This window comes from Spirosoma foliorum (assembly GCF_014117325.1).
In the GTDB taxonomy this organism is placed as follows: Bacteria; Bacteroidota; Bacteroidia; order Cytophagales; family Spirosomataceae; genus Spirosoma; species Spirosoma foliorum.
This window is the reverse complement of the sequence record NZ_CP059732.1, coordinates 6,481,460-6,505,274: the sequence shown is the minus strand read 5'-3', so window position 1 is coordinate 6,505,274 and position 23,815 is coordinate 6,481,460. Positions and strand designations below refer to the sequence as shown.

Annotated in this window: 25 protein-coding genes; 6 read left to right on the top strand and 19 right to left on the bottom strand. The window is 45.6% G+C overall.

The window, feature by feature from the left end; all coding sequences use genetic code 11:
• The first annotated feature begins 96 nt into the window (after window positions 1-96).
• Window positions 97-714, top strand: a complete 618-nt coding sequence (locus tag H3H32_RS27375) for a Cj0371 family chemotaxis-regulating polar lipoprotein (RefSeq protein ID WP_182458926.1) — start codon at window positions 97-99, stop codon at window positions 712-714.
• 103 nt (window positions 715-817) lie between these two features.
• Window positions 818-2,470, top strand: coding sequence for a glycerol-3-phosphate dehydrogenase/oxidase (locus H3H32_RS27370; RefSeq protein ID WP_182458925.1), 1,653 nt, complete (start codon window positions 818-820; stop codon window positions 2,468-2,470).
• Window positions 2,471-2,511: 41 nt separating this feature from the next.
• Here the strand turns inward: H3H32_RS27370 and H3H32_RS27365 are convergent, their stop codons facing one another.
• On the bottom strand, window positions 2,512-2,823 hold the full coding sequence (locus tag H3H32_RS27365) for a hypothetical protein (protein WP_182458924.1): 312 nt from the start codon (window positions 2,821-2,823) through the stop codon (window positions 2,512-2,514).
• Window positions 2,824-3,052: 229 nt separating this feature from the next.
• On the opposite strand from H3H32_RS27365, the gene H3H32_RS27360 reads away from it, so the two are divergent.
• The 3 genes from H3H32_RS27360 to ffh are packed head-to-tail and all read left to right on the top strand — an operon-like array spanning window position 3,053 to window position 4,909.
• On the top strand, window positions 3,053-3,373 hold the full coding sequence (locus H3H32_RS27360; RefSeq protein WP_240543505.1) for a type II toxin-antitoxin system HicB family antitoxin: 321 nt from the start codon (window positions 3,053-3,055) through the stop codon (window positions 3,371-3,373).
• Between the two features lie 7 nt (window positions 3,374-3,380).
• Window positions 3,381-3,584, top strand: coding sequence for a type II toxin-antitoxin system HicA family toxin (locus tag H3H32_RS27355; protein WP_182458923.1), 204 nt, complete (start codon window positions 3,381-3,383; stop codon window positions 3,582-3,584).
• Between the two features lie 5 nt (window positions 3,585-3,589).
• A complete protein-coding gene (gene ffh, locus H3H32_RS27350) occupies window positions 3,590-4,909 on the top strand; it encodes a signal recognition particle protein (RefSeq protein WP_182458922.1) in 1,320 nt (439 codons plus the stop codon).
• Between the two features lie 89 nt (window positions 4,910-4,998).
• Here the strand turns inward: ffh and H3H32_RS27345 are convergent, their stop codons facing one another.
• From H3H32_RS27345 to H3H32_RS27335, 3 genes are read right to left on the bottom strand one after another with little or no spacing between them, the layout of a single operon-like run.
• On the bottom strand, window positions 4,999-6,405 hold the full coding sequence (locus H3H32_RS27345; RefSeq protein ID WP_182458921.1) for a DUF418 domain-containing protein: 1,407 nt from the start codon (window positions 6,403-6,405) through the stop codon (window positions 4,999-5,001).
• A gap of 27 nt (window positions 6,406-6,432) precedes the next feature.
• The gene (locus H3H32_RS27340) at window positions 6,433-7,596 is read right to left on the bottom strand and encodes a DUF418 domain-containing protein (protein ID WP_182458920.1); all 1,164 of its coding nucleotides are present in this window, start codon (window positions 7,594-7,596) and stop codon (window positions 6,433-6,435) included.
• A complete protein-coding gene (locus H3H32_RS27335; RefSeq protein WP_182458919.1) occupies window positions 7,545-7,844 on the bottom strand; it encodes a hypothetical protein in 300 nt (99 codons plus the stop codon). Before H3H32_RS27335 ends, H3H32_RS27340 begins: the two co-directional genes overlap by 52 nt.
• Window positions 7,845-8,208: 364 nt before the next feature.
• Between H3H32_RS27335 and H3H32_RS27330 the strand changes: the two genes are divergently transcribed.
• A complete protein-coding gene (locus H3H32_RS27330) occupies window positions 8,209-8,901 on the top strand; it encodes a hypothetical protein (protein ID WP_182458918.1) in 693 nt (230 codons plus the stop codon).
• A 25-nt stretch (window positions 8,902-8,926) separates the two neighbouring features.
• Here H3H32_RS27330 and H3H32_RS27325 read toward each other — a convergent pair whose 3' ends face one another.
• The 15 genes from H3H32_RS27325 to tsf form a co-directional block, all read right to left on the bottom strand.
• Window positions 8,927-9,631: a DNA alkylation repair protein gene (locus H3H32_RS27325; protein ID WP_182458917.1), complete on the bottom strand. Its 705-nt coding sequence runs from the start codon at window positions 9,629-9,631 to the stop codon at window positions 8,927-8,929.
• 65 nt (window positions 9,632-9,696) lie between these two features.
• A complete protein-coding gene (gene ftsZ / locus H3H32_RS27320; protein ID WP_182458916.1) occupies window positions 9,697-11,154 on the bottom strand; it encodes a cell division protein FtsZ in 1,458 nt (485 codons plus the stop codon).
• Between the two features lie 82 nt (window positions 11,155-11,236).
• Complete coding sequence (gene ftsA / locus H3H32_RS27315) at window positions 11,237-12,631, bottom strand: cell division protein FtsA (RefSeq protein WP_240543504.1); 1,395 nt, start codon at window positions 12,629-12,631, stop codon at window positions 11,237-11,239.
• A gap of 11 nt (window positions 12,632-12,642) precedes the next feature.
• Window positions 12,643-13,416 carry a cell division protein FtsQ/DivIB gene (locus tag H3H32_RS27310; protein WP_182458914.1) on the bottom strand — a complete coding sequence of 258 codons (774 nt, stop codon included), beginning with the start codon at window positions 13,414-13,416 and terminating at the stop codon, window positions 12,643-12,645.
• 36 nt (window positions 13,417-13,452) lie between these two features.
• Entirely contained in the window at window positions 13,453-14,838 is a 1,386-nt protein-coding gene (murC, locus tag H3H32_RS27305; RefSeq protein WP_182458913.1) for a UDP-N-acetylmuramate--L-alanine ligase, read from the bottom strand.
• 86 nt (window positions 14,839-14,924) lie between these two features.
• Entirely contained in the window at window positions 14,925-16,016 is a 1,092-nt protein-coding gene (murG, locus tag H3H32_RS27300; protein WP_182458912.1) for an undecaprenyldiphospho-muramoylpentapeptide beta-N-acetylglucosaminyltransferase, read from the bottom strand.
• Window positions 16,017-16,087: 71 nt separating this feature from the next.
• The gene (locus H3H32_RS27295) at window positions 16,088-16,492 is read right to left on the bottom strand and encodes a four helix bundle protein (RefSeq protein WP_182458911.1); all 405 of its coding nucleotides are present in this window, start codon (window positions 16,490-16,492) and stop codon (window positions 16,088-16,090) included.
• A gap of 168 nt (window positions 16,493-16,660) precedes the next feature.
• Window positions 16,661-17,782 (bottom strand): FtsW/RodA/SpoVE family cell cycle protein, encoded by a 1,122-nt coding sequence (locus H3H32_RS27290; protein WP_182458910.1) that lies wholly within the window; start codon window positions 17,780-17,782, stop codon window positions 16,661-16,663.
• Window positions 17,783-17,841: 59 nt separating this feature from the next.
• Entirely contained in the window at window positions 17,842-19,194 is a 1,353-nt protein-coding gene (murD, locus tag H3H32_RS27285; protein ID WP_182458909.1) for a UDP-N-acetylmuramoyl-L-alanine--D-glutamate ligase, read from the bottom strand.
• An 89-nt stretch (window positions 19,195-19,283) separates the two neighbouring features.
• On the bottom strand, window positions 19,284-19,616 hold the full coding sequence (gene mscL, locus H3H32_RS27280) for a large-conductance mechanosensitive channel protein MscL (RefSeq protein ID WP_182458908.1): 333 nt from the start codon (window positions 19,614-19,616) through the stop codon (window positions 19,284-19,286).
• Window positions 19,617-19,690: 74 nt separating this feature from the next.
• Window positions 19,691-20,713, bottom strand: a complete 1,023-nt coding sequence (locus H3H32_RS27275) for a DUF3078 domain-containing protein (RefSeq protein WP_182458907.1) — start codon at window positions 20,711-20,713, stop codon at window positions 19,691-19,693.
• Between the two features lie 55 nt (window positions 20,714-20,768).
• Window positions 20,769-21,611, bottom strand: a complete 843-nt coding sequence (locus H3H32_RS27270; RefSeq protein ID WP_182458906.1) for a mechanosensitive ion channel family protein — start codon at window positions 21,609-21,611, stop codon at window positions 20,769-20,771.
• Window positions 21,608-21,811 (bottom strand): hypothetical protein, encoded by a 204-nt coding sequence (locus H3H32_RS27265; protein WP_182458905.1) that lies wholly within the window; start codon window positions 21,809-21,811, stop codon window positions 21,608-21,610. Before H3H32_RS27265 ends, H3H32_RS27270 begins: the two co-directional genes overlap by 4 nt.
• A 9-nt stretch (window positions 21,812-21,820) precedes the next feature.
• On the bottom strand, window positions 21,821-22,426 hold the full coding sequence (locus H3H32_RS27260) for an RNA polymerase sigma factor (protein WP_182458904.1): 606 nt from the start codon (window positions 22,424-22,426) through the stop codon (window positions 21,821-21,823).
• 498 nt (window positions 22,427-22,924) lie between these two features.
• On the bottom strand, window positions 22,925-23,758 hold the full coding sequence (gene tsf / locus H3H32_RS27255) for a translation elongation factor Ts (RefSeq protein ID WP_182458903.1): 834 nt from the start codon (window positions 23,756-23,758) through the stop codon (window positions 22,925-22,927).
• Window positions 23,759-23,815 lie beyond the last annotated feature (57 nt).

Below are 23,815 nucleotides of genomic sequence, written 5' to 3'. Positions count from 1 at the left end.
CCGTTTGCTAAGCTCAGTCGACAGTTCATCCCTATTGGGTTGTAGCCTTGCCGTCGGGAGTGTAGTTTAGTGGCTGATTCTTAATCAACCTAACGTATGACACCGACTCGCCGACATGCCGTTCTTCGGCGTGTAAAAGATATTACCCTGAGCACAACCCTTAGTATAGCGCTGCTTGGTGGTGCCGTTGCGCTTCAGAGCTGTGGTAACAATAACTCCGACTCCGACGAAGAGCAAACCGAAACTCGTTTTGGTAAAGGTGTACGAACCTATATCACCGAAACGGCCCCCGGTAATTTTAAAATCACCGACGAAGTCCAGGCCAATCCGGGGCAGGCCGGGGCTATTGTGAGTTATTTCGATGGCCACCGCGACACATTAAGTGTTGAAGCCGCCAAACGACTTGTTGAAACCGATCAGTCCACCAATACCTATCTTCATAATCCAGGCGCGTATCAGGCTCACCATCATAATGGCTTAGCGAATGCGCTGTTGTGGGGTAGCCTTGGCTATATGCTGGGACGATCTACGGCACCCCAATATCGGGATGATGCCCGTCGATACGGTTCCGGAATCTATGCGAATACCGATTTATATAATCGCTCCACACGCGTTGGCGAAAGTGTTCGAACTTCCCGCGTAACACGCTCTGTTCGGCCATCGAGCGGGCGTAGTGGATTTTTCGGAGGCCGTAGCCGTAGTTTCTCTTCATAAGTTGGATAAATTAAAGATAGTGCGGCAACTAATTGCCTGGCTTCTGCCGTTACCTGATTACTATACGTCAGGGAATTGACAGGTACTATTGGTCTGAATACCTATGAATCGGAACGCAAATTGGGAGCGGCTACAACAGGAATCATTTGATGTTTGTATCATCGGTGCAGGTGCCAGTGGTGCCGGTGCTGCTTTAGATGCCGCCCTGCGTGGCTACCGAGTCGCGCTGATCGACCGGGGTGATTTTGCCAGTGAAACCTCTTCCCGTTCTACCAAACTGATTCATGGGGGCGTTCGCTATCTGGAGCAGGCGATTAAAAAGCTTGATCTGGCTCAGCTTCGACAAGTACGTCACGGCTTGGCCGAACGCCGGACGGTTATTCGAAACGCTCCGCATTTAGCTCATCCTCTGGCTATTCTTACGCCGGTATTCAGTTGGTTCGAGGGGCTTTACATGACCGTTGGGCTGACTCTTTACGACATGATTGCTGGGCATGATTCCTTTCCCAAAGGAAGCTGGCTCAATCAGGCAGAGGCTTTAGCCAAAAGTCCAATGCTAACGCGCCAGATGCACAGTGCCGTTTTGTATTACGATGGACAGTTCAACGACGCCCGTTATGCACTTGCGTTAGCTCACTCAGCCGAAGAGGCCGGAACGGCTGTGGTAAATTATGCGGCCGTAACTGGTTTTACACGGGAAAATGGCCAGCTTAAAAGTGCTACGGTACAAGATCAACTCACGGGCGAAACAATTGACGTAAAAGCCACAGTATTTCTGAATTGCACTGGACCCTATTCTGATGCACTTCGCTTGTTGGCAAATCCAGCAATCGACCAACGTATCCGGCCGAGTAAGGGCGTTCATATTGTATTGCCTCGCGAAACATTAGGTAGCGACTATGCTATACTCATTCCCAAAACTGCCGATGGCCGGGTTGTCTTTGCGATTCCATTTGGCGATAAAGTGTTTGTGGGCACCACGGATAACGATTACGAAGATCTGAGCCTGGAACCCATGCTGGAGCCCGATGAGGTCGATTACCTGATCGAGACGGTGCGCCCTTATTTAGCTAAATCGCCGAATCGTTCGGAGATACAGGCTGGCTTTGGCGGTATTCGTCCGTTGATTGTGAGTAGCCGGGCAGATACCAAAACACTGCTTCGCGATCATGAAGTAGAGCACGATCCAGAATCAGGCTTATTAAGTTTATTGGGCGGTAAATGGACGACCTACCGGGTTATGGCGCAAGATGCTGTTGACCGTGTTGGCGAATTCCTGAATAAACCTGTTAAGAGTACGACCGAAAATCACTACTTGATTGGGGGAGAAAACTATCGTTTCGATGATTGGCAACGGTTACAAACCCAATATGGTCTTCCGGCCGATAGCTGTCAGCATCTGATGCGTACGTATGGAAACCGTGCTGAAGCAGTTGCGAAATTAACGCAGCAATCGGTTCTGGCTGAAAAGCTAATTGATAGCCAACCTTTTCTGAAGGCAGAAGTTGTGTATCAGGTACGGGAAGAAATGGCGGTTACGTTACGCGATGTGTTGGCCCGACGCTGGCGACTAGAGCTTTCGAACTGGCAGCTAACGGCTCAACTAGCTCCCCAGATTGCCGAATTAATGGCGGCTGAATTGGATTGGAGTGAAGCGCACCGTTCAGAACAGATTCTGGCTTATCAACAGTTGCTTAATACGTTTATAAAACAAGCCGGACTGTCTTTGGAACAGTCCGCCGTTGCTTCGCTATAAGTTTACCGTTTGAATCTACGAAGGAAAATCACAGAGTAACTTTATTTCTTGGCTTTATGAGCATGGCTCACCTCCCGAACCATCGTCATTAACCGTTTCCAGCATCGGCCAATCGTTTTTTTATCCTGCTCTTTGGCTGGTGCCGTCGTGGCTGGCGTTTCTGGTTTAGCGGTTGTATTGCGAGCCAAAACCGGATCGTTGGTTGTCTTTACAGGTTCTTTGCTGAAGATTGAGGTTGTCGTGAATGCAGCTTGTGAAGGCATTGCGACAGTAACTGATGCCACAAATGGACAGGCGACTAAGGAAGCGGTAGCTACGTAGCCTGCTGCTTTTTTCATCAAAATAGTTCTCATGAGGTAGTTGGTTTTAGAATTACTGTCGGGTCATTCAGCAAATCTTACAAAGAGGATGCATTCATCGCTAATATAACCATAGAATAGTACTATTGCCTCATAAAGTTGAATTAAAGTGAAAAGTTTTGCTTCCTTCTATTCCTTATCAACTATAATGCCAAAAAAATATTGTTTTGCGTAGGCACCAAAAAACAGTATTTTTTTAGTGTGTTTATAAGCCTTCACAACCTTGTTCACTATTTGGCAATTATTGACCGTTGGAAACTGTTATCTTTGCCACAAGATGGTCAATAAAGCTATGAAGCAAGCCACATATCGAGTTTTATTACGCAAAGAGCCAGAAGGTGTTTATACCGCAATAGTTCCATCGATTCCAGGCTGTGTAACATGGGGAGAAACTATTGAGGAAGCAATTGCAATGGCTCGTGAAGCTGCAGAGGGCTGTTTGGAAGTATATGCAGAAAAGGGAATACCGATTGATGATGATAGTGAAACGTTTGAGTATTCGATCAATCTTCCAGTAGCCCCTCTGACCGATCAGGCTGCTTAAATTTCTAATGGATTACTCCCCGAAACGCTTGATTAATTTGTTGAAGGAACGTGGCTGGGAATTACAGCGTATCAAAGGCAGCCATCACATATACTTTAACGAGGAACTAAATCGCACTATTCCTGTACCCATTCATGGTAATCGGGATATGGCAAAAGGTACATTTTATACCATTTTAAAACAGGCCGGTATTGACCGGAACGAAGTCTAAAACGCATGTTCGAGAATCTTCAGGATAAGCTAAATAAGGCCATTAAAACCCTTAAAGGGCAGGGCCGCATTACCGAAATCAACGTTGCCGCAACCATCAAAGAAGTCCGTCGCGCGTTGACCGATGCCGACGTAAACTATAAAGTTGCCAAAGAAATCACCGACCGCATTCGCGACAAAGCGCTTGACCGAAAGGTGCTTATTTCTGTTGAACCGGGCCAATTATTCGTCAAAATCGTTCAGGAAGAACTGACGGACTTGATGGGTGGCGAAGCCCAGGGAATCAATATCAAAGGCGATCCGGCGGTTATTCTGATCGCAGGGTTGCAAGGGTCTGGTAAAACAACCTTTTCGGGTAAGTTGGCAGCCTACCTGAAAAAGCAAGGACGAAATGTGCTGCTTGTTGCGGCAGACATCTATCGCCCGGCGGCTATTGACCAGTTGAAAGTGCTGGGCGAGCAGGTTGGCGTAGACGTACATGCCGAACCCGAAAACAAAGACGCGGTTAGTATTGCCAAGAACGGGATCGACCAGGCGCGCAAAACGGGCAAGAAAATCGTGATTATCGATACGGCTGGCCGTTTGGCTGTCGATGAAGCGATGATGCAGGAAATCGAAGCCGTTAAACGCGCGATTAACCCAACCGAAACTCTGTTCGTGGTTGACTCTATGACGGGGCAGGATGCTGTCAATACCGCGAGAACGTTTAACGAACGCCTTAATTTCGATGGCGTTGTGTTAACCAAGCTCGATGGTGACGCACGAGGTGGAGCCGCGTTATCTATCAAAACGGTTGTTAACAAACCCATCAAGTTCATCAGTACGGGCGAGAAAATGGAAGCCCTCGACGTGTTCTATCCAGATCGGATGGCTAGTCGGATTCTGGGAATGGGTGACGTAATTTCGCTGGTAGAGCGGGCGCAGCAGGCGTTTGACGAAGACGAAGCTAAGCGCATCAACGCCAAGATGCGGAAGAATCAGTTCGACTTCGACGACTTCCTATCGCAGTTGCAGCAGATCAAAAAGATGGGTAACGTTAAAGATCTGCTCGGTATGATTCCAGGTATGGGCAAAATGATCAAGGACTTAGATATCGATAACGATTCGTTTAAGCCCATTGAAGCCATTATCAGTTCGATGACACCCAAGGAGCGTAGCCGCCCTGATATCATCGACGGGAGCCGTAAAAAACGTATCGCAGCGGGTAGTGGTACCAACATTCAGCAAGTGAATAACCTGCTGAAACAGTTTGACGAGATGCGGAAGATGATGAAGAAAATGAACACCATGCAGGCATCCGGTAAAATGAACAAAATGATGCGCTAGTAAACCGAGCATCCAGTGCATATAGAACAGGCTCCAATGTATTGCCACATTGGAGCCTGTTTGTTTTTATACCTTTAGCGAAGAGGTAATTAATCAGTTGTCAGCGTCCGGCGCATAGGCTGCGCTTTCCAGTATGTCAAACTACGCCATACCCACTCAAATGGCCCAAATCGGAAATAATTCAGCCAGATAGGGGAGATAATCAACTGAAATAGCCAGACACAAGCCACGACATAATACAACTGGTGATAAGCGAGTTTTCCGTAATACCCCAGGCCGTATCCATAAAAGAAAAGGGTGCAGATAATGGATTGCATGAGGTAATTGGTAAAAGCCATTTGCCCCACGGCCGTCAGGGATTTCATTAGCCAGGGCACCACATTCGATCGGTAAATCAGTATCAACAAACTAGCGTGGCCAAGCGCCAGCAGGATTCTGCGAACGTCGTAAACCTGAAAAGGTATTGTTCGGAAGTTGTCAACTACCTGAGTAGGATGGACCAGCCATGTTACTTCCGATTTTACATAGAACCAGCTTATCGGCAATCCTATACCATAGCCAATCAGGAGCGTTAAGAGATAGGTCGATGTAGGGAGCTTATTCGCGAAAAATCCCCATTGCAACAGAGCCATACCGACAAACATCATCAACAGCATATCCCAGCCTCCGAAGTAGGTGCCATATATCTCGTCGTCACTGTTGCGAGGAAGTAAATGGGCGAAGACAGTGCCATAATCACCCCGCATTGCTTTTAGCTCTTTAGCCTCTTTTTTAGGATCGCGTTTCGTATTCTTCTCGAATTTTTCCCAGGCGGCCTTTGCTTCTTTCTGTTTCTCTGTTGGCTTTTTATGGACTTTCTCTAAAGCCACCGCTTCCAGGTAACCCGACCGATTTGAGCGTAACTCGCTATACCATAGTTCAGTGCGGATCGTGTTTATACCCAGACAGGCAATAGCCAAGCCAATTAACCACGCTGCTTTTGTTCGGCGGAAGGGATAGAGTAGCATGCCACACAGTCCGTAGAAGAACAGAATGTCGCCAAACCAGAGTAAGATATAGGCGTTAAAAACACCGAATAAAACCAACCATAACAAACGACGATAGTAGTATTCCGCTACTGTAGGACCATTTTCTGATTCTTGCTTATTTTGAGTGAACAAGACCATGCCCGCGCCGAACAGCATCGAAAATAAACCCCGCATAGTGCCTTCAAAGGCAACACCTACAATGGTAAAGGCGTAAAAATCGGGGCCTTCTGGTTTGCTGAGTACTGTTCTGAGGGTGGTCCATAAAAAGCCGAAGCCTGGGATGTTCATCATCAGGATTCCTAATAAGGCAAATCCCCGAATCAGATCGATCGTTTGAATACGATCGGCTTTTGCTACGGGTTGTGGAGCTCGTTCGTTTATTTCCTGATTGCGTTCCGACAGTACAGTATCAGCGTAGATTGGGGCCGTAGTGTCGGCAGGTATGAGTGAGATTGGATTTGTTTCCATGACTTAGTTTGGGTGGAAGGTTATGTATCAAAGCAAAACAGGCGTTGGGGCTGGAGATGGTTGCGTTAATCGCATGGGTTGCTGCTCACCATAAGTCAGTGAACGCCAGAGCCATTCCAATGGGCCGAATCGAAAGAAATGCAACCAGACTGTACTGAAGACCAGTTGGATCAACCAAACTTCGGCGACGACAAAGTAGAGCTGATAGAACTTCAGATCGCCGTAATAGCCGAGGCCATAGCCGTAAAAAAATAGCGTACACAACACCGACTGCATGAGGTAGTTGGTGAAGGCCATTTGCCCCACTGCCGCCAACGATTTCCAAAGCCACTGCGCTACTCCTGATCGATACAGCAGTAAAACCAGGCTAGCCCAGCCAATACCCGAGAAGGCTCGTTCAAACGGCATCAGCAGATCGCTAAGCGGTACTATACTGGTGCTAATAAATTTGCTGTAGTCGGTTATGGCCAGTTCGTGAGAAGGAAGCGAAAGCCAGGCTATCGTTTGACCAATAAGCAAACCTCCAATTGCTAACAAGGTGTATTGTCCGGTCGTGAGCTGATTTGAAAAAAAGCCCCATTTAAATAAGGCCATGCCCAGCAACATCATTGACGCAATATCCCAAAGTCCAAATCGGTAGAAGAAAGGGGCTTCCATTTGTTGCGCTTTGGGCAATTGATGATTCCAGACCGTACTATAGTCGGAACGCATAGCCAGGACATTCACCTTGTCGGCTTTTTTGTCGTACTTTTTGCTCTTGACGATACCTTCCCAGGTCTCCTTATCCTCTTTTTGTTCGTCGGTCAGTTTTACTTTTTTGGCCGCAGGCTTGGCTGCTTTAACCTTTTTTTCAACCGCAACCACTTGCTGATACTTTTCATATTTCTGCTTCTGTTCGGCGAAATTCCAGTAATTCTTTCCACTGTAAATAAGACCCGCGACAACTGCACACAGCAATATTGTTTTTGGGGAAAGGCGCTTGAAGGGGAACAGAAAAATGCCCACAATGCCATAGCTAAATAGGATGTCGTTATGCCACAGCAGACCAAGCGCATTGACTAATCCAAATACAGCCAGCCAAAGTTGACGTCGAATAAATAGCTCTGGTGCTGCCATGCCTGAAGTGGCCCTATTTCTGGCTAGAAACAGAATGATTCCCGCACCGAACAGCATGGAGAAGAGCGCTCGCATTTTATTTTCGAACAGAACGTAATAAGGGTCTTCAACCAGTAATTGCCGCCGTGTGGCCCACGTATTAGCTCCTGAACACTGGCTTCGGTTAGTCCAAAGCCTGGAATAGATACCAAGAGGATGCCCAGTAAGGCTACGCCACGGAGAATATCAACCGTAGGAATACGGACAGTCTGGGCAACTGGTTGCAGATGGGTCGTTAATCCAACATTGGCCGGATCAGTGGAAGAAAGAGTGTGTGGAATCATAGGTGCGAGGAAGTTTAGGTATTGCCTGACAATCAAGTGAAACGTGTAGTAATATACTTATTACTTTTCAAAAATTTGAGAATCACTAAATGAACAAACTATGAATTAATTAACTGGTAATCAGCAACGTTAATGATAGGGTATGGGTAGGGGTATATTGAGCGATGTTCTAAGTAGAAATCTTTATAAATCCGCCGTTTATAAGTGTATTTCCACCACGTTCAAAGTGAAACACGCCTACTATATAGTCTTCGACTCAGGCGGGTTTAGGTAGTGTAATTTTGATTCAACAAAAGGGCAGATGTGTAGCAAACACTGCTCGACCCTAATGGATGTTGTAAAACCTTCTCTCACCTGTAAAACGATGACTATTCTACCAATCAACGATAAGGCCGCTACAGCGCTAGCTATATCGGAAATTCATCAGAGTCCTATTCTCGTTCAACTTCCTACCGTATTCGCACTCTTAGCTGCCCCTACGAGCAAAGGTGTAGCCCAATTAGATGGTTTGAAGTCGAGATTGGGTGGCAAGAACTATGGAACTGTTATTGGGTCTCTGGACAATTTTATTGCGCAGGCCCAAAAGGATTATTTGCCCGATGCCTTTACAAGTGCCAAACATTATGCTCGCTTAAATGGAGCCTTTATCAGGCTTCCGTTTAGAGATAAAGCCTTTCAGTCTGAAACAATAAAAAATGGGACGCACCAGGGATTGTTACTCGCCGGTGCTTATTCTGACCTATTGATAAAGATCGAAGAATCCTTTGCTGGCTACCCACCCGATAAAATCTGGGGTGACAGGAATTACAATGCACCTCTAGGTACTAGTTGTAATGTTAGTGGAGATCCAGACGGGTCGATTGTTAGTTTCGATAAGGCGCTACGTTTTGCGAAGTCGCGTGGTGTTAAGCTGTTTCTTACAACCACTAAACAGGCTGCACAAAAAGGCTCTTATCCTATACTCGGTTTTGAGAAACACAAAGTTACCATTCACCGCCAGGGGCCAAGTCTGGAAGCCTTTAAAGCCAGAATACCGGCCTATCTTAGAAGTTGGTAAGTAAGAATTAATTCAACCTGAGTTGTTATAAATCCAGATAATAGCGTCTACGAGCGGGTTCGAATCGTTCGATAGCATATCGGAGCGCTGTTCGAGGCATTTGCTGAACGTGATCGTGCAGAAACTCTTCCAGGGCATCTACGTTTCGTTTGCCCACTTCGCGAAGCATCCAACCTACTGCTTTATGAATCAAATCGTGTTTGTGAGGTAACAACAGTTCCGCAATGGCGAAGGTGTCGCCAAACTGGCCTAATCGGATTAGGGCGAATGTAGAAACGATGGCAATACGTTGGCTCCAGAGGTGATTTTGATTCGCGAGGTCGTAAAGAATTGAGCGGTCTCCCTGAATGACTGCTCGACCAACAATGTGGGGGCAGGTAACATCGACCAAATCCCAGTTATTGATATACTGTCGATTGGCCAGATAATGGTCTAAAATTGCTGATCGCTGAGCGGAAGACGCCTTTTTTGTCTGATTAACCCAAATCAATAAGCCAACCATGCGACATTCATGATACGGGTCGCGTACAAGTAGTTCGGTTTCATTCAGGGGCAGATTTCTATATTCTTTAGCTACAACGTGCTGTTGGGGCATTGAAAGGCCCAGAAACAGATCCCCTGCACCATACTGACCCGGTGCCGTTTTGAAAAAACGAGCGACCAGAACAGCTCGTTCGGGTTGGGCTAAGGCGAGTAATGCGTTTTTTACAGCCGTATACGTCAGTTCCATTCGTAACAAAAAAGGCAGAGACTTAGGAAAGTCTCTGCCAGAAATAGACCCTAATTAGGGATCGATTAATCATTTAATTTCGACCGTACGAACTCTTGTTCTGCCAATAAGGGCAGCGAATAGAGTACAGTCTTATTGCGCTCGAACGTTGGACGGTCGAGGTCAGCCGCCAGGTATTGACCTTTTACAAACGTGTCTACCGTTTTCCGAATCAACTCAGCATCGTTAGGCCGCTCCTGTTCGTCTAATTCCAGTACATCAACATCCTGATCATCGTCTTTGAATGGCCCTGTATAAACGGGAGGCTCAGGACGAACGATAGATGACCCCCCTGTATAGCCACCAGTTGGAGTTTGTTTATCGTCGGGCTTAACAATTACACCAACAGGCTCCGAATCTGTTTCGTTGCCATCGGCGTCTACCAGCACCAAGTCTTCTGGCTTTTCATCTTCGTCCAGACCGCCCTGTGGTGTATCGACGTCGGATTCAGTGGCGTCGTCTTCCACCGGCTCAGTGTCTGTTTCAACAGGATTCTTCAGCTGATCCATTAAGGTAGACGTACCATCGAAACCAGCAGCAATAATCGTGACCCGAAGATTTTCACCAAGATTGTCATCCGTGATAGCCCCGAACTTAAACATCTTGGCCTCACTCTGAATTTTCTTGGCAACGTGTTCCGAAATCGCCATTTGCTCTTTCAGCTTCATGGCATGCTGCGTACTCGACGAAATAGTCAACAGAATCCGCTTGGCTCCCCGAATGTCGTGATCATTCAGCAAAGGAGAGTTCAGAGCTGCTTCGATGGCTTTAAGCGCACGCTCTTCGCCACCAATCTCTGCCGATCCCATCACCGATTGCCCAGCGCCTTCAAGCACTTTCTTTACGTCGGCAAAGTCAGCGTTGATGTCACCCTGGGTTGTAATGATTTCAGCAATACTTTTCACCGCGTTGGCCAGTACGTCATCGGCATGGGCGTACGCTTCGGTCCATGTCAATTCACTGTACAATTCAGCTAGCTTATCGTTCAGTACAACGAGTACGGTATCGCAGCTTTTCTTTAGCTTTTCAATCCCTTCCCGAGCCTGTTCTTTCTTATCTGTACCTTCATACCAGTAAGGAGCTGTTACAACGGCTACGGTCAGTAGGCCCATTTCACGCGCTACTTCGGCCACTACGGGTGCTGCACCTGTACCGGTACCACCACCCATACCGGCCGTGATGAAGACCATTTTTGTTGGTGGAGCCAGGAGGTTTCGAATCTCATCGATACTGGCACGGGCGGCATCTTCACCGGCTTTGGCTTCGGTACCTGCCCCCAATCCGTCGCCCAATTGCAATTTAGTTTGCACAGGGTTACTCATAAGAGCTTGACGGTCTGTGTTACACACGGCAAAACTGACATCTCTCATCTTCAGTTTGTCCATGTGTTTAACGGCATTCCCTCCCATGCCGCCCACGCCGACAACCTTAATTATGATTGGGTTATCGTCTGGTATTTCGAATCTATAGCCCTGACTATTCATCGTGTGGGTTCTGGTGTCTGTTCATTTGCAAAATACGCATATAATCATTAAACCGATCAATAAGCCGATTTAATGGTATTGGCTAATAAGGATCGGTTTCGTTACCACGTGAAGGTTGAATCGCTTCCATAAGCTTATCGAACCAACTCTTTTTGGGTGGTTCAACAGGATCTGGCTGCTTAACTCCGCCAATAGGTTTACCGGTCGAACCTCCGCCAATGGGGTAAACGGTTCTACCGCCTGAGCCAATGGGTTGATCTTCTTCCTTATGAGCCCGATTTGGGTCACTGATAAACGAAATACGGTTGTCGATTGTCTTGTAACCTGCCCATACCAGCCCAACTGCGGTAGCATAAGCAGGATCGCCAACCAGGTCAGCACGGCCGTTAGGCTCCAAATGTTCCGGAAAACCTACCCGCACTTCTTCAACTCCCGTTACACGTCCAAAAATATGTTCGACGCCCGGAATCAAGGCCGATCCACCTGTGAGTACCAGACCGCCCAGCAGTTTTCCATCGTAACCCGACCGAATAATTTCAGCTTGAACCAAAGCCGCAATTTCACGGAGCCGATCTTCAATGATGACGGCTACATTTTTCAATAGCACATCTTTCGGCTTGCGATTACTAAGTCCGGGAACAGCAACAACCTCGTTCAGATTGTATTCGCCGGGATTTGCGCTACCAAATTTCTTTTTAAGCAACTCGGCCTGATTCGGCAGAATTTTACAACCTGCCTGAATATCAGACGTGAGGCTATTGCCTGCCCAGGGGAAAACGGCAACATGGCGAAGGACATTCCGATAATAGATAGCCATTTCGGTAGTACCTCCTCCAATATCGACCAGCGCAACGCCAGCATACTTTTCCTCGTCGGTCAGAACGGCCAGGCCAGATGCCAGCGCCGAGAGCATCATTGTATCCTGCGCCAAATTGTTGCGCGTAATACATTTGCGGATGTTTCGGGCTGCGTTTGCCTGAGCGGTAATTAATTGAAAATCAGCGCCAAGTTTGACGCCGTTTCGACCAACTGGTTGATTGATATTCGTCTCCGTATCGACTACAAAATCCATTGGCAAGACATGGATAATTTCCTTGTCGGCCGGAATGGACGTGCGGTACATGTCATTCAGCAGGTGATCAATATCTTCAGTCTGCACTTCATCGCCCGATGACGAACGGGTAATACTCCCACTCGATTTCACCGACGTAACGTGTGAACCACTGAAACTGACATTTACTAAATGAATGTTCAGGTTAGATTGGTTAGATGCCTCTGCTACAGCTCGCTTAATAGCATTCACTGTATTATTGACGTTCACAACAGACCCTTTGGCAACTCCATCGGTTAGATTCGTCTCGCCAACGCCCAATACTTCGAGCGTTTCCTGTTCTTTATTATTACGAATCAACCGTCCGGCCACCGCACACACCTTGGTGCTGCCAATGTCCAGACCCACTACAATTTTTTCGTCCATGCCCGTTGATGTCATTGGCAAACTATTTGATTTCGGTACTGAACGCTTACCCGGCTATAACGATCCCATCCTTTGGCTGGTAAAACGTCCGTATAGACTAATTTTAATTTCTTAAACTTCGCATCTAGTTCGGTAGGTGGCCCAAATTCAATCTGATGGTTGCCCATCTGCGGCCACATGATTACCTCACCTTGTTCATCAACTGATAATTCAGCAATTTGTGCACGCCAGAATGGATCGTCGTGTATCCGTTTTAACAAATTCAACAACGGCTGGTTTCGTTCACTAGCCAACGAACGGTTCTGAGCGAAGTAATTGCCGGTCAGAATTGGAACGCGGGCTGAATAATTCATCGAGATCGGGAAAAAATTACCATCCTCGCTTACATATTGCCCGGATACCGTCCTCGCTCCATCGCCATTGGTTACTAACCGAGCCAATGGCCTGGGTTGTTCAATCACGACGAGTAAAGTACCCTCTAGGTCACGAGAAATTTGACAATTTTTTACTAATCCATGTTGTTTTAACCTTTTTTCTAGCCGACGCAGGTCAACATCGGCATAGTCTTTGCCAATAACTGGATCTGCTCCTTCATTGGTCAGGTAGCCTATAGCGTCTCGGCGAGTCAGAAAACGGTAGCCATCAGTCTGATTGATCCGTATTTCTACTGCTTTAACGTGCTTCTGTCCATGCCGAATCTCGGTAAAAGCAATGAGCCCAAACAGACTCAAAAGCCCTCCAAAGGCGAACAACCACTTTTTGGATGATTTAAAGGTAGAAAACATCTGTAAATAAGATGAATTGTTTTTCAGTTATTTTATCTATTGGTAGGTTACGATAGATTTTAATGTTGGCAACAATTGGTCAATATCTCCCGCTCCGATGGTTACAAGCAGAGAAGGCTTCATTTTTCGGACAACGTCGGGTAATTCAGCTTTGGTGCATTTTTGTTTACTTTTCGATTGTACGCTCCGAAAAATCAAGTCGGAGGTGACACCTTCCATCGGTAATTCGCGAGCTGGATAAATATCCAGTAAAATTACGTTATCTGCCAGCGATAAACTTTCGGCGAAACCGTCGGCAAAATCACGGGTACGACTGAATAAATGCGGCTGAAAAACCGCCGTCAACTCACGATCTGGATACAGCGCTTTTACCGATGACAAAAATGCCTGTACTTCGGCAGGGTGGTGCGCATAATCGTCGATGAGTACAGCGTCGTCCGTTTTAACAATATACTCGAATCGCCGACGAACACCTCTATAGGTACTTAGTGCCGAACGAATAGCCTCGGGTGATACACCAACTTTCAGCGCTACGGCCCCGGCTGCAACCGCATTTTCAACATTATGAAATCCGGGTACCATTAGTTGGATATCGGCAATAACTCCGTTTGGGTGAACCAGGTCGAATACAAAAGTAGCCTGTTCGATTCGTAGATTCTGGCTGTAATAATCACCCGCTTTGAGAGAATACTGTCGAACCTCGGCTTTTGTTTTGTCGGCCAGCGATAAACCCTGCTTCATAAACAAAACGCCATCAGTTTCGATCTGGCTGACGAATTTGCTGAATGATTCGAGCACGGCATCATGGGCCCCATAGATATCCAGGTGATCGGCATCGGTTGAGGTGACGATAGCATAAGTCGGGAACAACGTCAGAAATGATCGATCGAACTCGTCGGCTTCAACCACACAAATCACTGAACGCAGGTCATCGGCAGGCTCGTTGAGCAGGAAGTTCGTGCCGTAATTATTCGTAATGCCACCCAGAAAAGCCGCACAGTTTACCCCCGCATCTCGCAGAATATGCGCAACCATCGACGAAGTTGTTGTCTTCCCGTGCGTTCCGGCTACGCCAATCGTCGTCATCTGACCAGCCAACAGACCCAGGACCTGAGATCGTTTTTGGAGGGTAAAGCCTTGTTCGGTCAAGTAAATGTACTCGGTATGCGTTTTAGGAACGGCAGGGGTGTAAATGACTAACGTTTCGGCAGGGTTTTCTCGAAAAGCAGCCGGTATCTGATCAACATCTTCCGTGAAATGAATCGTCATACCTTCCGCTTCCAACGTGTCTGTTAGCGCAGTTGGTGTTTTATCGTAGCCTGATACCGTGTAGCCGTTAACCCGAAACCAACGGGCCAGGGCACTCATGCCGATACCACCGATACCAAGAAAATAAATGTATTTAAATTGATCTAATGTCATTTGTTAAGGAAGGAAAGGGAGGAAGGAGAAAAGGAAGAAAGAAACTTGTAGGCTCTGTTCTCCTTCCTCCCTTTCCTCCGTTCTCCTTATTTGGTTAATTTAATTACTTCGTTTGCAATGTCGCGAGCGGCATTGGGTTTCGCTAACGTTTTGATTTCGGTACTTAGTTGCTGGCGTTGTACTGGATCATTCAGCAAATTTAAGGCTGCGGTGACGAGTTCCTCACGAGCAGTCCGATCATTGACCAGCAAAGCGGCTTTATGATCGACCAAACTCATGGCATTCTTGGTCTGGTGATCTTCGGCAGCCGTTGGCAAAGGCACTAATATGGCCGGTCGACCGACCAGGCATAATTCAGATACAGATAGCGCTCCAGCTCTAGAAACGACAGCGTCGGCAACCGCATACGCTTTATCCATATCGTAAATAAAATCGTAGGGTTTAATTAATGGCGAACCAAGGGTAGCTACAGCGGCTCGTGCCCGCTCAATGAAAGCTGGACCCGTTTGCCAAACTACTTGGACACCTGCTTCAACAAAACGTGAGAGTCCGCCTTCGATACTTTCGTTGAGCGTTCGGGCTCCCTGACTACCCCCTATAATTAATAACGTGGGCCGGTTAGTCTCAAGATCGAATAATTTCCTGCCAGCCTCCACTTGCTGATCGGCAAATTGAATATCACTTCGAACCGGGTTACCGGTTAGTTTGATCTTATCCGCCGAAAAGAAGGCATCCATACCCGGATAGGCAACGCAAATGCGTTTTGCCCAGCGAGCCAAGACTTTATTAGTAAGTCCAGCGTAGGAGTTTTGTTCCTGAATGAGCGTTGGAATTCCTTTTAGAGAGGCTGCCAGCAACAGCGGTCCACTGGCATAACCACCTACACCTACAGCCACGTCGGGCTGGAAGTCACGGACAATCTGTCGTGCTCGAAGTAAACTTCGGCTTAGTTTCAAGGGGAAACCAAGATTGGCCAGTGTTAGCTCTCGTTTTATCCCAACGACAGGCAAACCCAGGATTTCATACCCTGCGCGAGGCACTTTTTCCATTTCCATTTTGCCTTCGGCCCCAACAAACAGAATTTTCGTCGTCGGGTCTATTGCCTTCAGTTCGTTAGCAATGGCAATGGCTGGGTAAATATGTCCGCCGGTTCCGCCCCCGCTGATAATAACTTTCATGTATTGATTTACGATGTATGGATTACGATGTACGATTTGTTCATCGTAACCGAGAATTTAAGAAGGATGATTCATGAAAAACCAACTCTATACTCCAATGCTTCCTCTTTAACTATATACTTTTGACTATTGGTTTTTGATGTTTTACTAATCTTTGTGAAAATGGCTGTTAATTGATCTGCTTCACTCCAAATTGGCTGAATAACTTCATTAGAGAGTATATTTCCCTCCATAATTAATTCAAGCCAATAACACGATTCATCGGCTTCTTCTTCAACATTATCAATTTTTGATATGAAGTCAGCAGTTGATTTGGCCCGGCAGGCTGCTCTATAATTTGCACCAATAGCCGTTCCACTACGAATTAACTGATTACCTATGGCTCGGCCAGCACTTGTATTAGGTAAAAGACCAACTAAATTGATGACCATTAGCCCAAATCGCTTTGTTCGCTGTTTCAGTTCACTGCTATTCATATACTGATTTACAGTTTTTAATTTACGATTATGTAGGCAGTCCAGTTAAAGTTTAGCATATAGAAGTTACTTACAGGCTTCAATTCGTTTTCAATAATGACTGCCCTACGGCAACCAAACATCGTAATTCGTACCGCACGGGCGGCCCCGATCGTAAACCGTAAATCCCTATATTTTACTTTCATCGGCCTCATCACGGCTAACGCTGAGAACAATACCTATGGCTAAACCTGTGAATATCAATGACGTTCCCCCCATACTTAATAAAGGCAGTGGCTGCCCTGTTACGGGGGCCAGACCAATAGCTACGCAAATACTGGCAAAGGCCTGAAACACAATACTGAACGTAAGTCCTGCTGAGAGTAACCCCCCGAACGGACGAGTGGCTTTCTGAAGAGTTTTCATCCCTCGCCACAAAAACCATAAATAGGCCAGCACTACGGGTATGCCGCCGAGTATAAGCCCATATTCTTCGACAATAATGGCGTAAATGAAGTCAGAAAATGGGTTCGGAAGTGTGTTTCGCTGATGGCTATTTCCAGGGCCCTGACCAGTCAAACCACCATTCGCGAGGGCGATGTACGATTGCTCGACCTGGTAAAGAATAGTGTCGGAGTCTGAAAAACTTTTAACCCGATTCATTGCCGTCCCTAATCGCTCACCGGCTGCTAAGGCAATGCCGCCAAATACAACACAAACAGCAATCATATACCCCAGATAGCGAACGGGAACCCGGCCAATATACATCAGCAGAAAGCACGTTGCCCCCAGCAAGAGAGCCGTAGATGTATTGGAAAGGATGATGAGCGAGCAAATAAGGCCTATCCACAGAATCAGGTTGAACAACACCGTTGGGTCATTCATGAAGCGTTGACGTTTGGCTAGCATAGCTGCCAAATTAGAGATGAGCGCCAGCTTCGCTAAGTCAGATGGCTGGAACGTCTGATTGATAATAGGAATCGTTACCCAGCGAGAGGCATCATTTAACGTAGACCCTTTGAAAAAAGCCCATAACAATAAAGGCACTGACAACCACAGTCCATATTTCGACAGCCGGGCGTAGTATACATAGTTAATCTTATGGGCAAAGTAGGTACAGGCTAATCCGATGAGGAGTAGAGACCCGTGCTTAAGTAGAAAGACTTCCGTATTTCCGTCGAGTTCACGAAATGCCTTTGTTCCGGTTGCGCTGTAAACAACCAGAACACTCATGATCGAGAGATACAAAACGATCCACCAGATTTGGCGATCGCCTTTGAGGTTAGTACGAATCCACTCGCGGAGGGCCATGTTTTTTAGATGTATGATGTAGGGTGTATGATGTAGGTTGAGGAGTTATATATCCTATATCATACATTATACATTAAATTTTGGACTGCTGCTTTGAACTGGTTGCCACGGTCTTCGTAATTTTTGAATAAATCAAAGCTGGCACAAGCAGGGGAAAGCAGAACAACTTCTCCAGGTTTCGCCAGTTCAAGGCCTTTTACAACTGCATCGGTAATTGACTGTGTTTCATAAATGACCGGTACTTTCGAGCCGAAATACTCAACTAATTTATGATTATCTATGCCAAGGCAAATCAGCGCTTTTACTTTTTTTTCAACTAAGCTATCCAATTGGCTATAGTCATTGCCTTTATCCTGACCACCAGCTATCCAGACTGTCGGGGCATCCATACTCGATAAAGCATAGAAAACAGAATCGACGTTGGTTGCCTTCGAATCATTGATGAACTGAACATCATTAATTGTTCCGGCTGGTTCAAGTCGATGGGCAGCATTCTGGAAGGTTTTTAATCCCTCTGTAATAGCCTCGTTTGTTACGCCTACCGACTGCGCGGCTAAAATTGCCGCCAGCATATTGATTGCATTGTGTGGCCCCTTCAGAGGAGTCTCAGTTTGCGCAATTGTAAACGAATGCTCTTTATTGACGGCTGTTAATCGCCCGTCGGCTAAATAGCCACCTGTTGAAAGGGCTTTTTCTAACGAAATCGGTAGCTGATTGACAACCGGATTTCGCTTGGCCAGTTCGTCTAGAATAGGCTGACTTTCTGCAAAATAAATGAAGTCATCTGTTGGCTTCGCGTTTTGCAGAATTCGGAATTTAGAGTCTACGTAGTTCTGGAAATTGTACTCGTAGCGGTCAAGATGGTCAGGCGTGATGTTTAACAACACCATTACATCAAGATGCGTCTTGTACATATCATCTAGCTGGAAACTGCTTAGCTCCAGTACATAATAGTCGAATGTGTTAGTGATAACCTGCTCTGCGAAGCTGTCACCAATATTACCAGCAAGGCCAACATTCAGTCCTGCCGTTTTGAGCAGGTGATAGATTAATAAGGTTGTTGTGGTTTTGCCATTGCTACCGGTTATGCCAATCAGTTTGGCATTGGTGTAGCGGGCGGCAAATTCGATCTCCGAAATAATAGGTGTTCCCTGAGCCCGAAGTTTTTGAACTAACGGCGCCTTCTCTGGGATACCAGGACTTTTCACGACTTCGGAGGCACTCAGAATGCGTTCTTCCGTGTGATTTCCTTCTTCAAATGGAATATTAGCTGCCCGTAGCGTTGCCCGGTAGCTTTCTTTTAGTGCGCCTTTGTCAGATAAAAAGACCTCAAAACCCTTAGCTTGTGCCAGCAAAGCAGCACCCACACCGCTTTCACCTCCGCCAAGAATAACTAGTTGATGGACTGCCATAGTAAATCTATACTATTGGCAAAATAACGCATAAATGAAGAAGCCCCGACTATAGGCCGGGGCTTTTCAAGCAAATTTTGTAAAAAGATTTATTCTTTCGGTGCCATTGAATTTGAAAGCCGGGCGCGATTCGCCACTTTCACAATTAAGAAGACAACCCAGGCGATAATTAAGAATTGAATAAATGTATTCAGGAAATTACCGTACCGGATGGCAACTTCGGGAGTTGTTCCTACCGCTTCTTTCAAGACAATCTTTAACTGGCTGAAATCAATTCCTCCGAGTACTAAACCCAGTATCGGGTTGATAATATCCTCTACCAACGAGGTCGTGATTTTACCGAAGGCAGCACCAATAATAACACCGACAGCCAAATCAAGTACATTGCCCTGGGCAATAAACGTCTTAAATTCGTTTAACATAAAGGCTAAGTTTTAAGAGTTTTACATACGATTTAAAGGAACGCGTATGTAAAGTATATACTATTTAGCTCAGATCAAAACCTACCAGGAAGTGGGTCGGTTGCCTTCACCGGATCTTTTTTCGTTCTGAATGAACTAATATTATACGACAGCCCAATTGCCAATGTTTGCTGAACCTGTAGTGATGAACTAAAGTCTTTATTATAGAGTAAAATCAGACCGAAGGTTGTACTCAGATAACGGCTTGCTTTGGCCGTCATAATCAGATCGAGCCGGTGATTAATATTATCTAAACTAGCATACTGTGTGAAAAGCTGGTAACGTGCATTTAACGATACGTTTTGGCTTATATTCTTATTCAGCGCAGCCTGAAGCTGAAAGGCCAGCCATTCTGTCCGGCTACTCTTGCCGGGAGCTACTCCATAAGCGGTTTGGGTAGCATCAGGAATGTAGGTACCATCTGCCAATTGCCGTACTCGTACACTTTGGTCGGCTAAGAAGGTAAAGCGTGGAGCTATAGGACTCATTCGGAGTGCGAACCAATCGTTGGGTTTATACGCTAAACCGGCAGCAATCGTGATTTGAGCAGGGGCGAAAAAATTAGATACTTTTAGACGAGTTTGGTCGGCAGGAAGTTGATCATAGCGATAACCGGGTGCAAAGAACGTATTGAACGTTCCAGAAACAAACAGATCCCATTTAGGCGCAATTTTGTGGCCCACTACCGAAATAATCATAATTTGGTCGGCCGCTTTTCGGGTATTACCTAATTGCGTAACATAGCCCAATTGCATATCTGCGGTATTATCCCAGGATGTTTTTCCTTTTTCATAAAGGGCACGTGCTGCTATAACACCACCAATCGCAATCGAATTAACGCCCCCTCCAGACCAGTTACTAAAGGACGCCTGGTTAAAGTTGACCCCTCCACTAAAGGATCGCTGCCAATAGGATGTATCGGGCTTAACCGCCACAATATCCTTGAAGTTCGTTGTGACTCGAACAGAGTCTGATGGTACCGTTTTGGGAGCATCCTGGGCCAATGTATGACTCAGGCAAGCCCAGCTTATAAGTACAGTTAGCGCACTTGTTTTCATAGCGTATTTTGTTATCCACCATCAGACGTCATAGATGGATTTTGGTAACAGCTACTTATACTGCTGTAGGCGTATCAAACACTTCTACTTTTTTCATTTGCAGTGTCTGGAGTGGAACTACAGTCGTTGTATCGCCAGTGCGGAGTGTAAGCGAAAGGTTATCCATTTTTATGATCTCGCCTTTTGCATCCTCGATCTGGATAATCTGCCCTTCTTTATACTTGTTTTTTGTGTAAAAAGAGGATAGAATATTTGCCATCAAATCGCGTGAGGCAATTCCATAACCAATGGCAAATGCGAAGATGACCCCACCAATAATAAGATTAAAGCTTGATTCAAGAAGTTCTGTGTTGATACCTGCCTGCCCCAATGCACTAATGATTGTAATTGTCAGAAAGAATACAAAGACAATCATACTTAGTAGCCTGCCTGAAGCTATATTAAACGACTGGCAGACACTGACTACAGCTCCTCGTAATGTATCTGCCAGCAAAACGCCAACTTGCAACATAATGGCGGCTACAACTAGCTTGGGAATAAAATTCACCAACGACGATACCATCTCGGTAATAGCAGCTACCCCCAGAGTTTCGGTGGCGGCTGTTATAAACATCAAAAGAATGTAGTAGTAGAGAACTTTAGCGATAATTTCGCTTAACTTGATTTCGGTTTTGAGCTGTTTTATAATACTGATTTCATTGAGCCGATTACCGATTTTATCGAAACCTACCCGGCCCAGAACCCGTTGAATAATATAAGCTGTTAGTCGGGCAACGCCAATACCAATAAGCAGGATAAGCATTGACCCAAATATGCGCGGTACAAATTCGACGAATTGATTAATTAAATTCTGAAATGTATTCTGTACTACTTCTGCCAGTTTAGGAATTTGTTTCATAAGGGAAGGTTGGGGTCTTCAGAGGTTACGTAAGGTGGATTCATTAAAGCAGATGCCAAATCGAATAAGTCGCCGATGTACAGATCAACAATCGTTATAGCATTTCGAATTAAGTCGATTTCCGAAACGAGTTCTGTTTTTAGATTCGGTGGACAGATAGCATCGGACTCGAGTTCTTTAAATGGGTTGTGGTTTTCCATAATGTTTGGTTAACGAAAAGGCCAACGAATTGATAAAGCCATTTTAATGGCAACTAATAGCCAGAATACAGCCCCTTCCAGGTAGTGTTTGCGAAGTTTATCTCTGGACCGTTTAAGGCGCATCTTAACGGCACTCTCCGTTATACCATTTATATTGGCAATGTCTCGAATACTGATATCGTCCTGATATTTCATCAGGAGCATAGCCTGTTCGTCGGGTGGTAGTTGATGGAGCGCACGCTCAAGCTGTCGTGCTTCCATTTCGGCTAGTTCAGCTAATCCATCATCTGTTCCTGCATCCAATCGCTCCCAGCCATCATCCATGTAGACTTCCCGGCGCAGATTGTGCGATCGAAGTTGGTCAGTGCAATAATTATAGGTGATTGAATACAGCCAGGTTGAAAATTTAGCTTGTTCCCGAAAGCCACTGAGCTTAACGACTAGTTTCAAGAAAATGTCATGCGTTAAATCTTCAGCCCGTACAGGATCTTTAGTAAATGACAAACACTTCCTGTATACTTTGTCACAGTAACGTTCGTATAGTCGCTCAAAATAGACGTTCCGCTGTGTCTCGACATATTGTCGAACCAGCTCCTCGTCCGAATAATTTTCCATTTTGTACGGCGCGGTGGCTATTAAGACTAAGTTTTTAATAAAAGTAACTGACCCATGAGGCCAATATTAGCAAAAAATATGGTTACAAATTCATTAGAGCAAAAGCTCGGCCAAATGGATACACTTATATAGTAATTAAGCCTATTTTTTATTGTTTACTACTGATTATCATTTACGAACCATTTGGAAAGTAAACGTTATATATTTCTATTTATCGTTAATATGGCTAACTATTTAATCGCTTGAGTTCCATTTTTAAAGCTTTTTTAACCTAAGAAGCTTCCCTCAGAAATCACTAAATGCTGGATTGTTTTGCGATAGATGTTTTGATGACTCATACCAACAATCTTAAGGAGATTGTTTAAGTTCTAAGCTCTGGGGGTTGGTTGGCGTTAATAATGCCAGACTAATGAGATGCCCGTTAGAAATAGAAATAAGCTACAAATGAAAATACCCAGCCGCATAGCTGGGTATTTTCATTTGTTTTGTACGGAAAGATTAGCCGATAGCTACGCGTTTGAAAGCAGATACGGTTAGTCCCTTGCTGGTTTTCTCTAACAGTTGAGAAATAGTCAATGAACTATCTTTCACAAATTCCTGATTGAGCAGGGTGTTGTCTTTGTAGAACTTGTTCAGTTTACCCATTGCAATACGTTCGAGCATTGCTTCTGGCTTACCTTCCTGACGAGCCTGTTCTTTACCGATTTCGATTTCGCGTTCTACAATAGTAGCATCAACGCCATCTTTATCTAAAGCAACAGGTTTCATGGCTGCAATTTGCATGGCGATGTCCTTACCAACTTCAGTCACATCAGTACCATTGGTATTAACAAGGCCAACTAAAACGCCAAGCTTACCATTCGAGTGGATATACGAAACAACTTTATCGGCCGAAACGATTTCGTAAGAGGCTACATCGATTTTCTCACCAATTTTACCCATCAAATCGGTAATGTGATCTTGTAGTGGGCGACCGTCTGCCTGAGGAGTAGCTAATAGAGCTGCTTTGTCTGCAGCATCTGTAGCAACAGCAGTGCTCATAACGGCCATAGCTAGATTTTGGAAATCGGCAACTTTCGATACCGGTTCTGTTTCACAAGCCAATGCAATTACTCTACCTGTTGCGCCATCTGGGCTAACATGGGCTAACACAATACCTTCGGCAGTTGCGTTGTCAGCCCGTTTATCGGCTATTTTCTGCCCCTGCTTACGCAGGATTTCTTTTGCTTTTTCAAAATCGCCATCAGCTTCGGTAAGGGCTTTTTTGCAGTCCATCATACCGGCTCCGGTCTCTTGCCGAAGTTTATTTACGTCAGCAGCAGTGATTGCCATAATAAAAGGGTGTTTATTTATTTAAACGCCAAAAAAAATTGGGAATAGTAGAATTAT

Coding starts and splice junctions, on each gene's coding strand:
- H3H32_RS27290 (WP_182458910.1), bottom strand. CDS start 17,782: ATGGCCCTCCGCGAGTGGATTCGTACTAACCTCAAAGGCGATCGCCAA.
- H3H32_RS27335 (WP_182458919.1), bottom strand. CDS start 7,844: ATGATTCCACACACTCTTTCTTCCACTGATCCGGCCAATGTTGGATTA.
- H3H32_RS27370 (WP_182458925.1), top strand. CDS start 818: ATGAATCGGAACGCAAATTGGGAGCGGCTACAACAGGAATCATTTGAT.
- murG (WP_182458912.1), bottom strand. CDS start 16,016: ATGAAAGTTATTATCAGCGGGGGCGGAACCGGCGGACATATTTACCCA.
- H3H32_RS27345 (WP_182458921.1), bottom strand. CDS start 6,405: ATGGAAACAAATCCAATCTCACTCATACCTGCCGACACTACGGCCCCA.
- H3H32_RS27270 (WP_182458906.1), bottom strand. CDS start 21,611: ATGAAACAAATTCCTAAACTGGCAGAAGTAGTACAGAATACATTTCAG.
- H3H32_RS27295 (WP_182458911.1), bottom strand. CDS start 16,492: ATGAATAGCAGTGAACTGAAACAGCGAACAAAGCGATTTGGGCTAATG.
- murD (WP_182458909.1), bottom strand. CDS start 19,194: ATGGCAGTCCATCAACTAGTTATTCTTGGCGGAGGTGAAAGCGGTGTG.
- H3H32_RS27310 (WP_182458914.1), bottom strand. CDS start 13,416: ATGTTTTCTACCTTTAAATCATCCAAAAAGTGGTTGTTCGCCTTTGGA.
- H3H32_RS27325 (WP_182458917.1), bottom strand. CDS start 9,631: ATGGAACTGACGTATACGGCTGTAAAAAACGCATTACTCGCCTTAGCC.
- H3H32_RS27355 (WP_182458923.1), top strand. CDS start 3,381: ATGGATTACTCCCCGAAACGCTTGATTAATTTGTTGAAGGAACGTGGC.
- tsf (WP_182458903.1), bottom strand. CDS start 23,758: ATGGCAATCACTGCTGCTGACGTAAATAAACTTCGGCAAGAGACCGGA.
- murC (WP_182458913.1), bottom strand. CDS start 14,838: ATGACATTAGATCAATTTAAATACATTTATTTTCTTGGTATCGGTGGT.
- ffh (WP_182458922.1), top strand. CDS start 3,590: ATGTTCGAGAATCTTCAGGATAAGCTAAATAAGGCCATTAAAACCCTT.
- H3H32_RS27340 (WP_182458920.1), bottom strand. CDS start 7,596: ATGCGAGCGCTCTTCTCCATGCTGTTCGGTGCGGGAATCATTCTGTTT.
- H3H32_RS27330 (WP_182458918.1), top strand. CDS start 8,209: ATGACTATTCTACCAATCAACGATAAGGCCGCTACAGCGCTAGCTATA.
- ftsZ (WP_182458916.1), bottom strand. CDS start 11,154: ATGAATAGTCAGGGCTATAGATTCGAAATACCAGACGATAACCCAATC.
- H3H32_RS27365 (WP_182458924.1), bottom strand. CDS start 2,823: ATGAGAACTATTTTGATGAAAAAAGCAGCAGGCTACGTAGCTACCGCT.
- H3H32_RS27275 (WP_182458907.1), bottom strand. CDS start 20,713: ATGAAAACAAGTGCGCTAACTGTACTTATAAGCTGGGCTTGCCTGAGT.
- H3H32_RS27260 (WP_182458904.1), bottom strand. CDS start 22,426: ATGGAAAATTATTCGGACGAGGAGCTGGTTCGACAATATGTCGAGACA.
- H3H32_RS27375 (WP_182458926.1), top strand. CDS start 97: ATGACACCGACTCGCCGACATGCCGTTCTTCGGCGTGTAAAAGATATT.
- mscL (WP_182458908.1), bottom strand. CDS start 19,616: ATGTTAAACGAATTTAAGACGTTTATTGCCCAGGGCAATGTACTTGAT.
- H3H32_RS27265 (WP_182458905.1), bottom strand. CDS start 21,811: ATGGAAAACCACAACCCATTTAAAGAACTCGAGTCCGATGCTATCTGT.
- ftsA (WP_240543504.1), bottom strand. CDS start 12,631: ATGGACGAAAAAATTGTAGTGGGTCTGGACATTGGCAGCACCAAGGTG.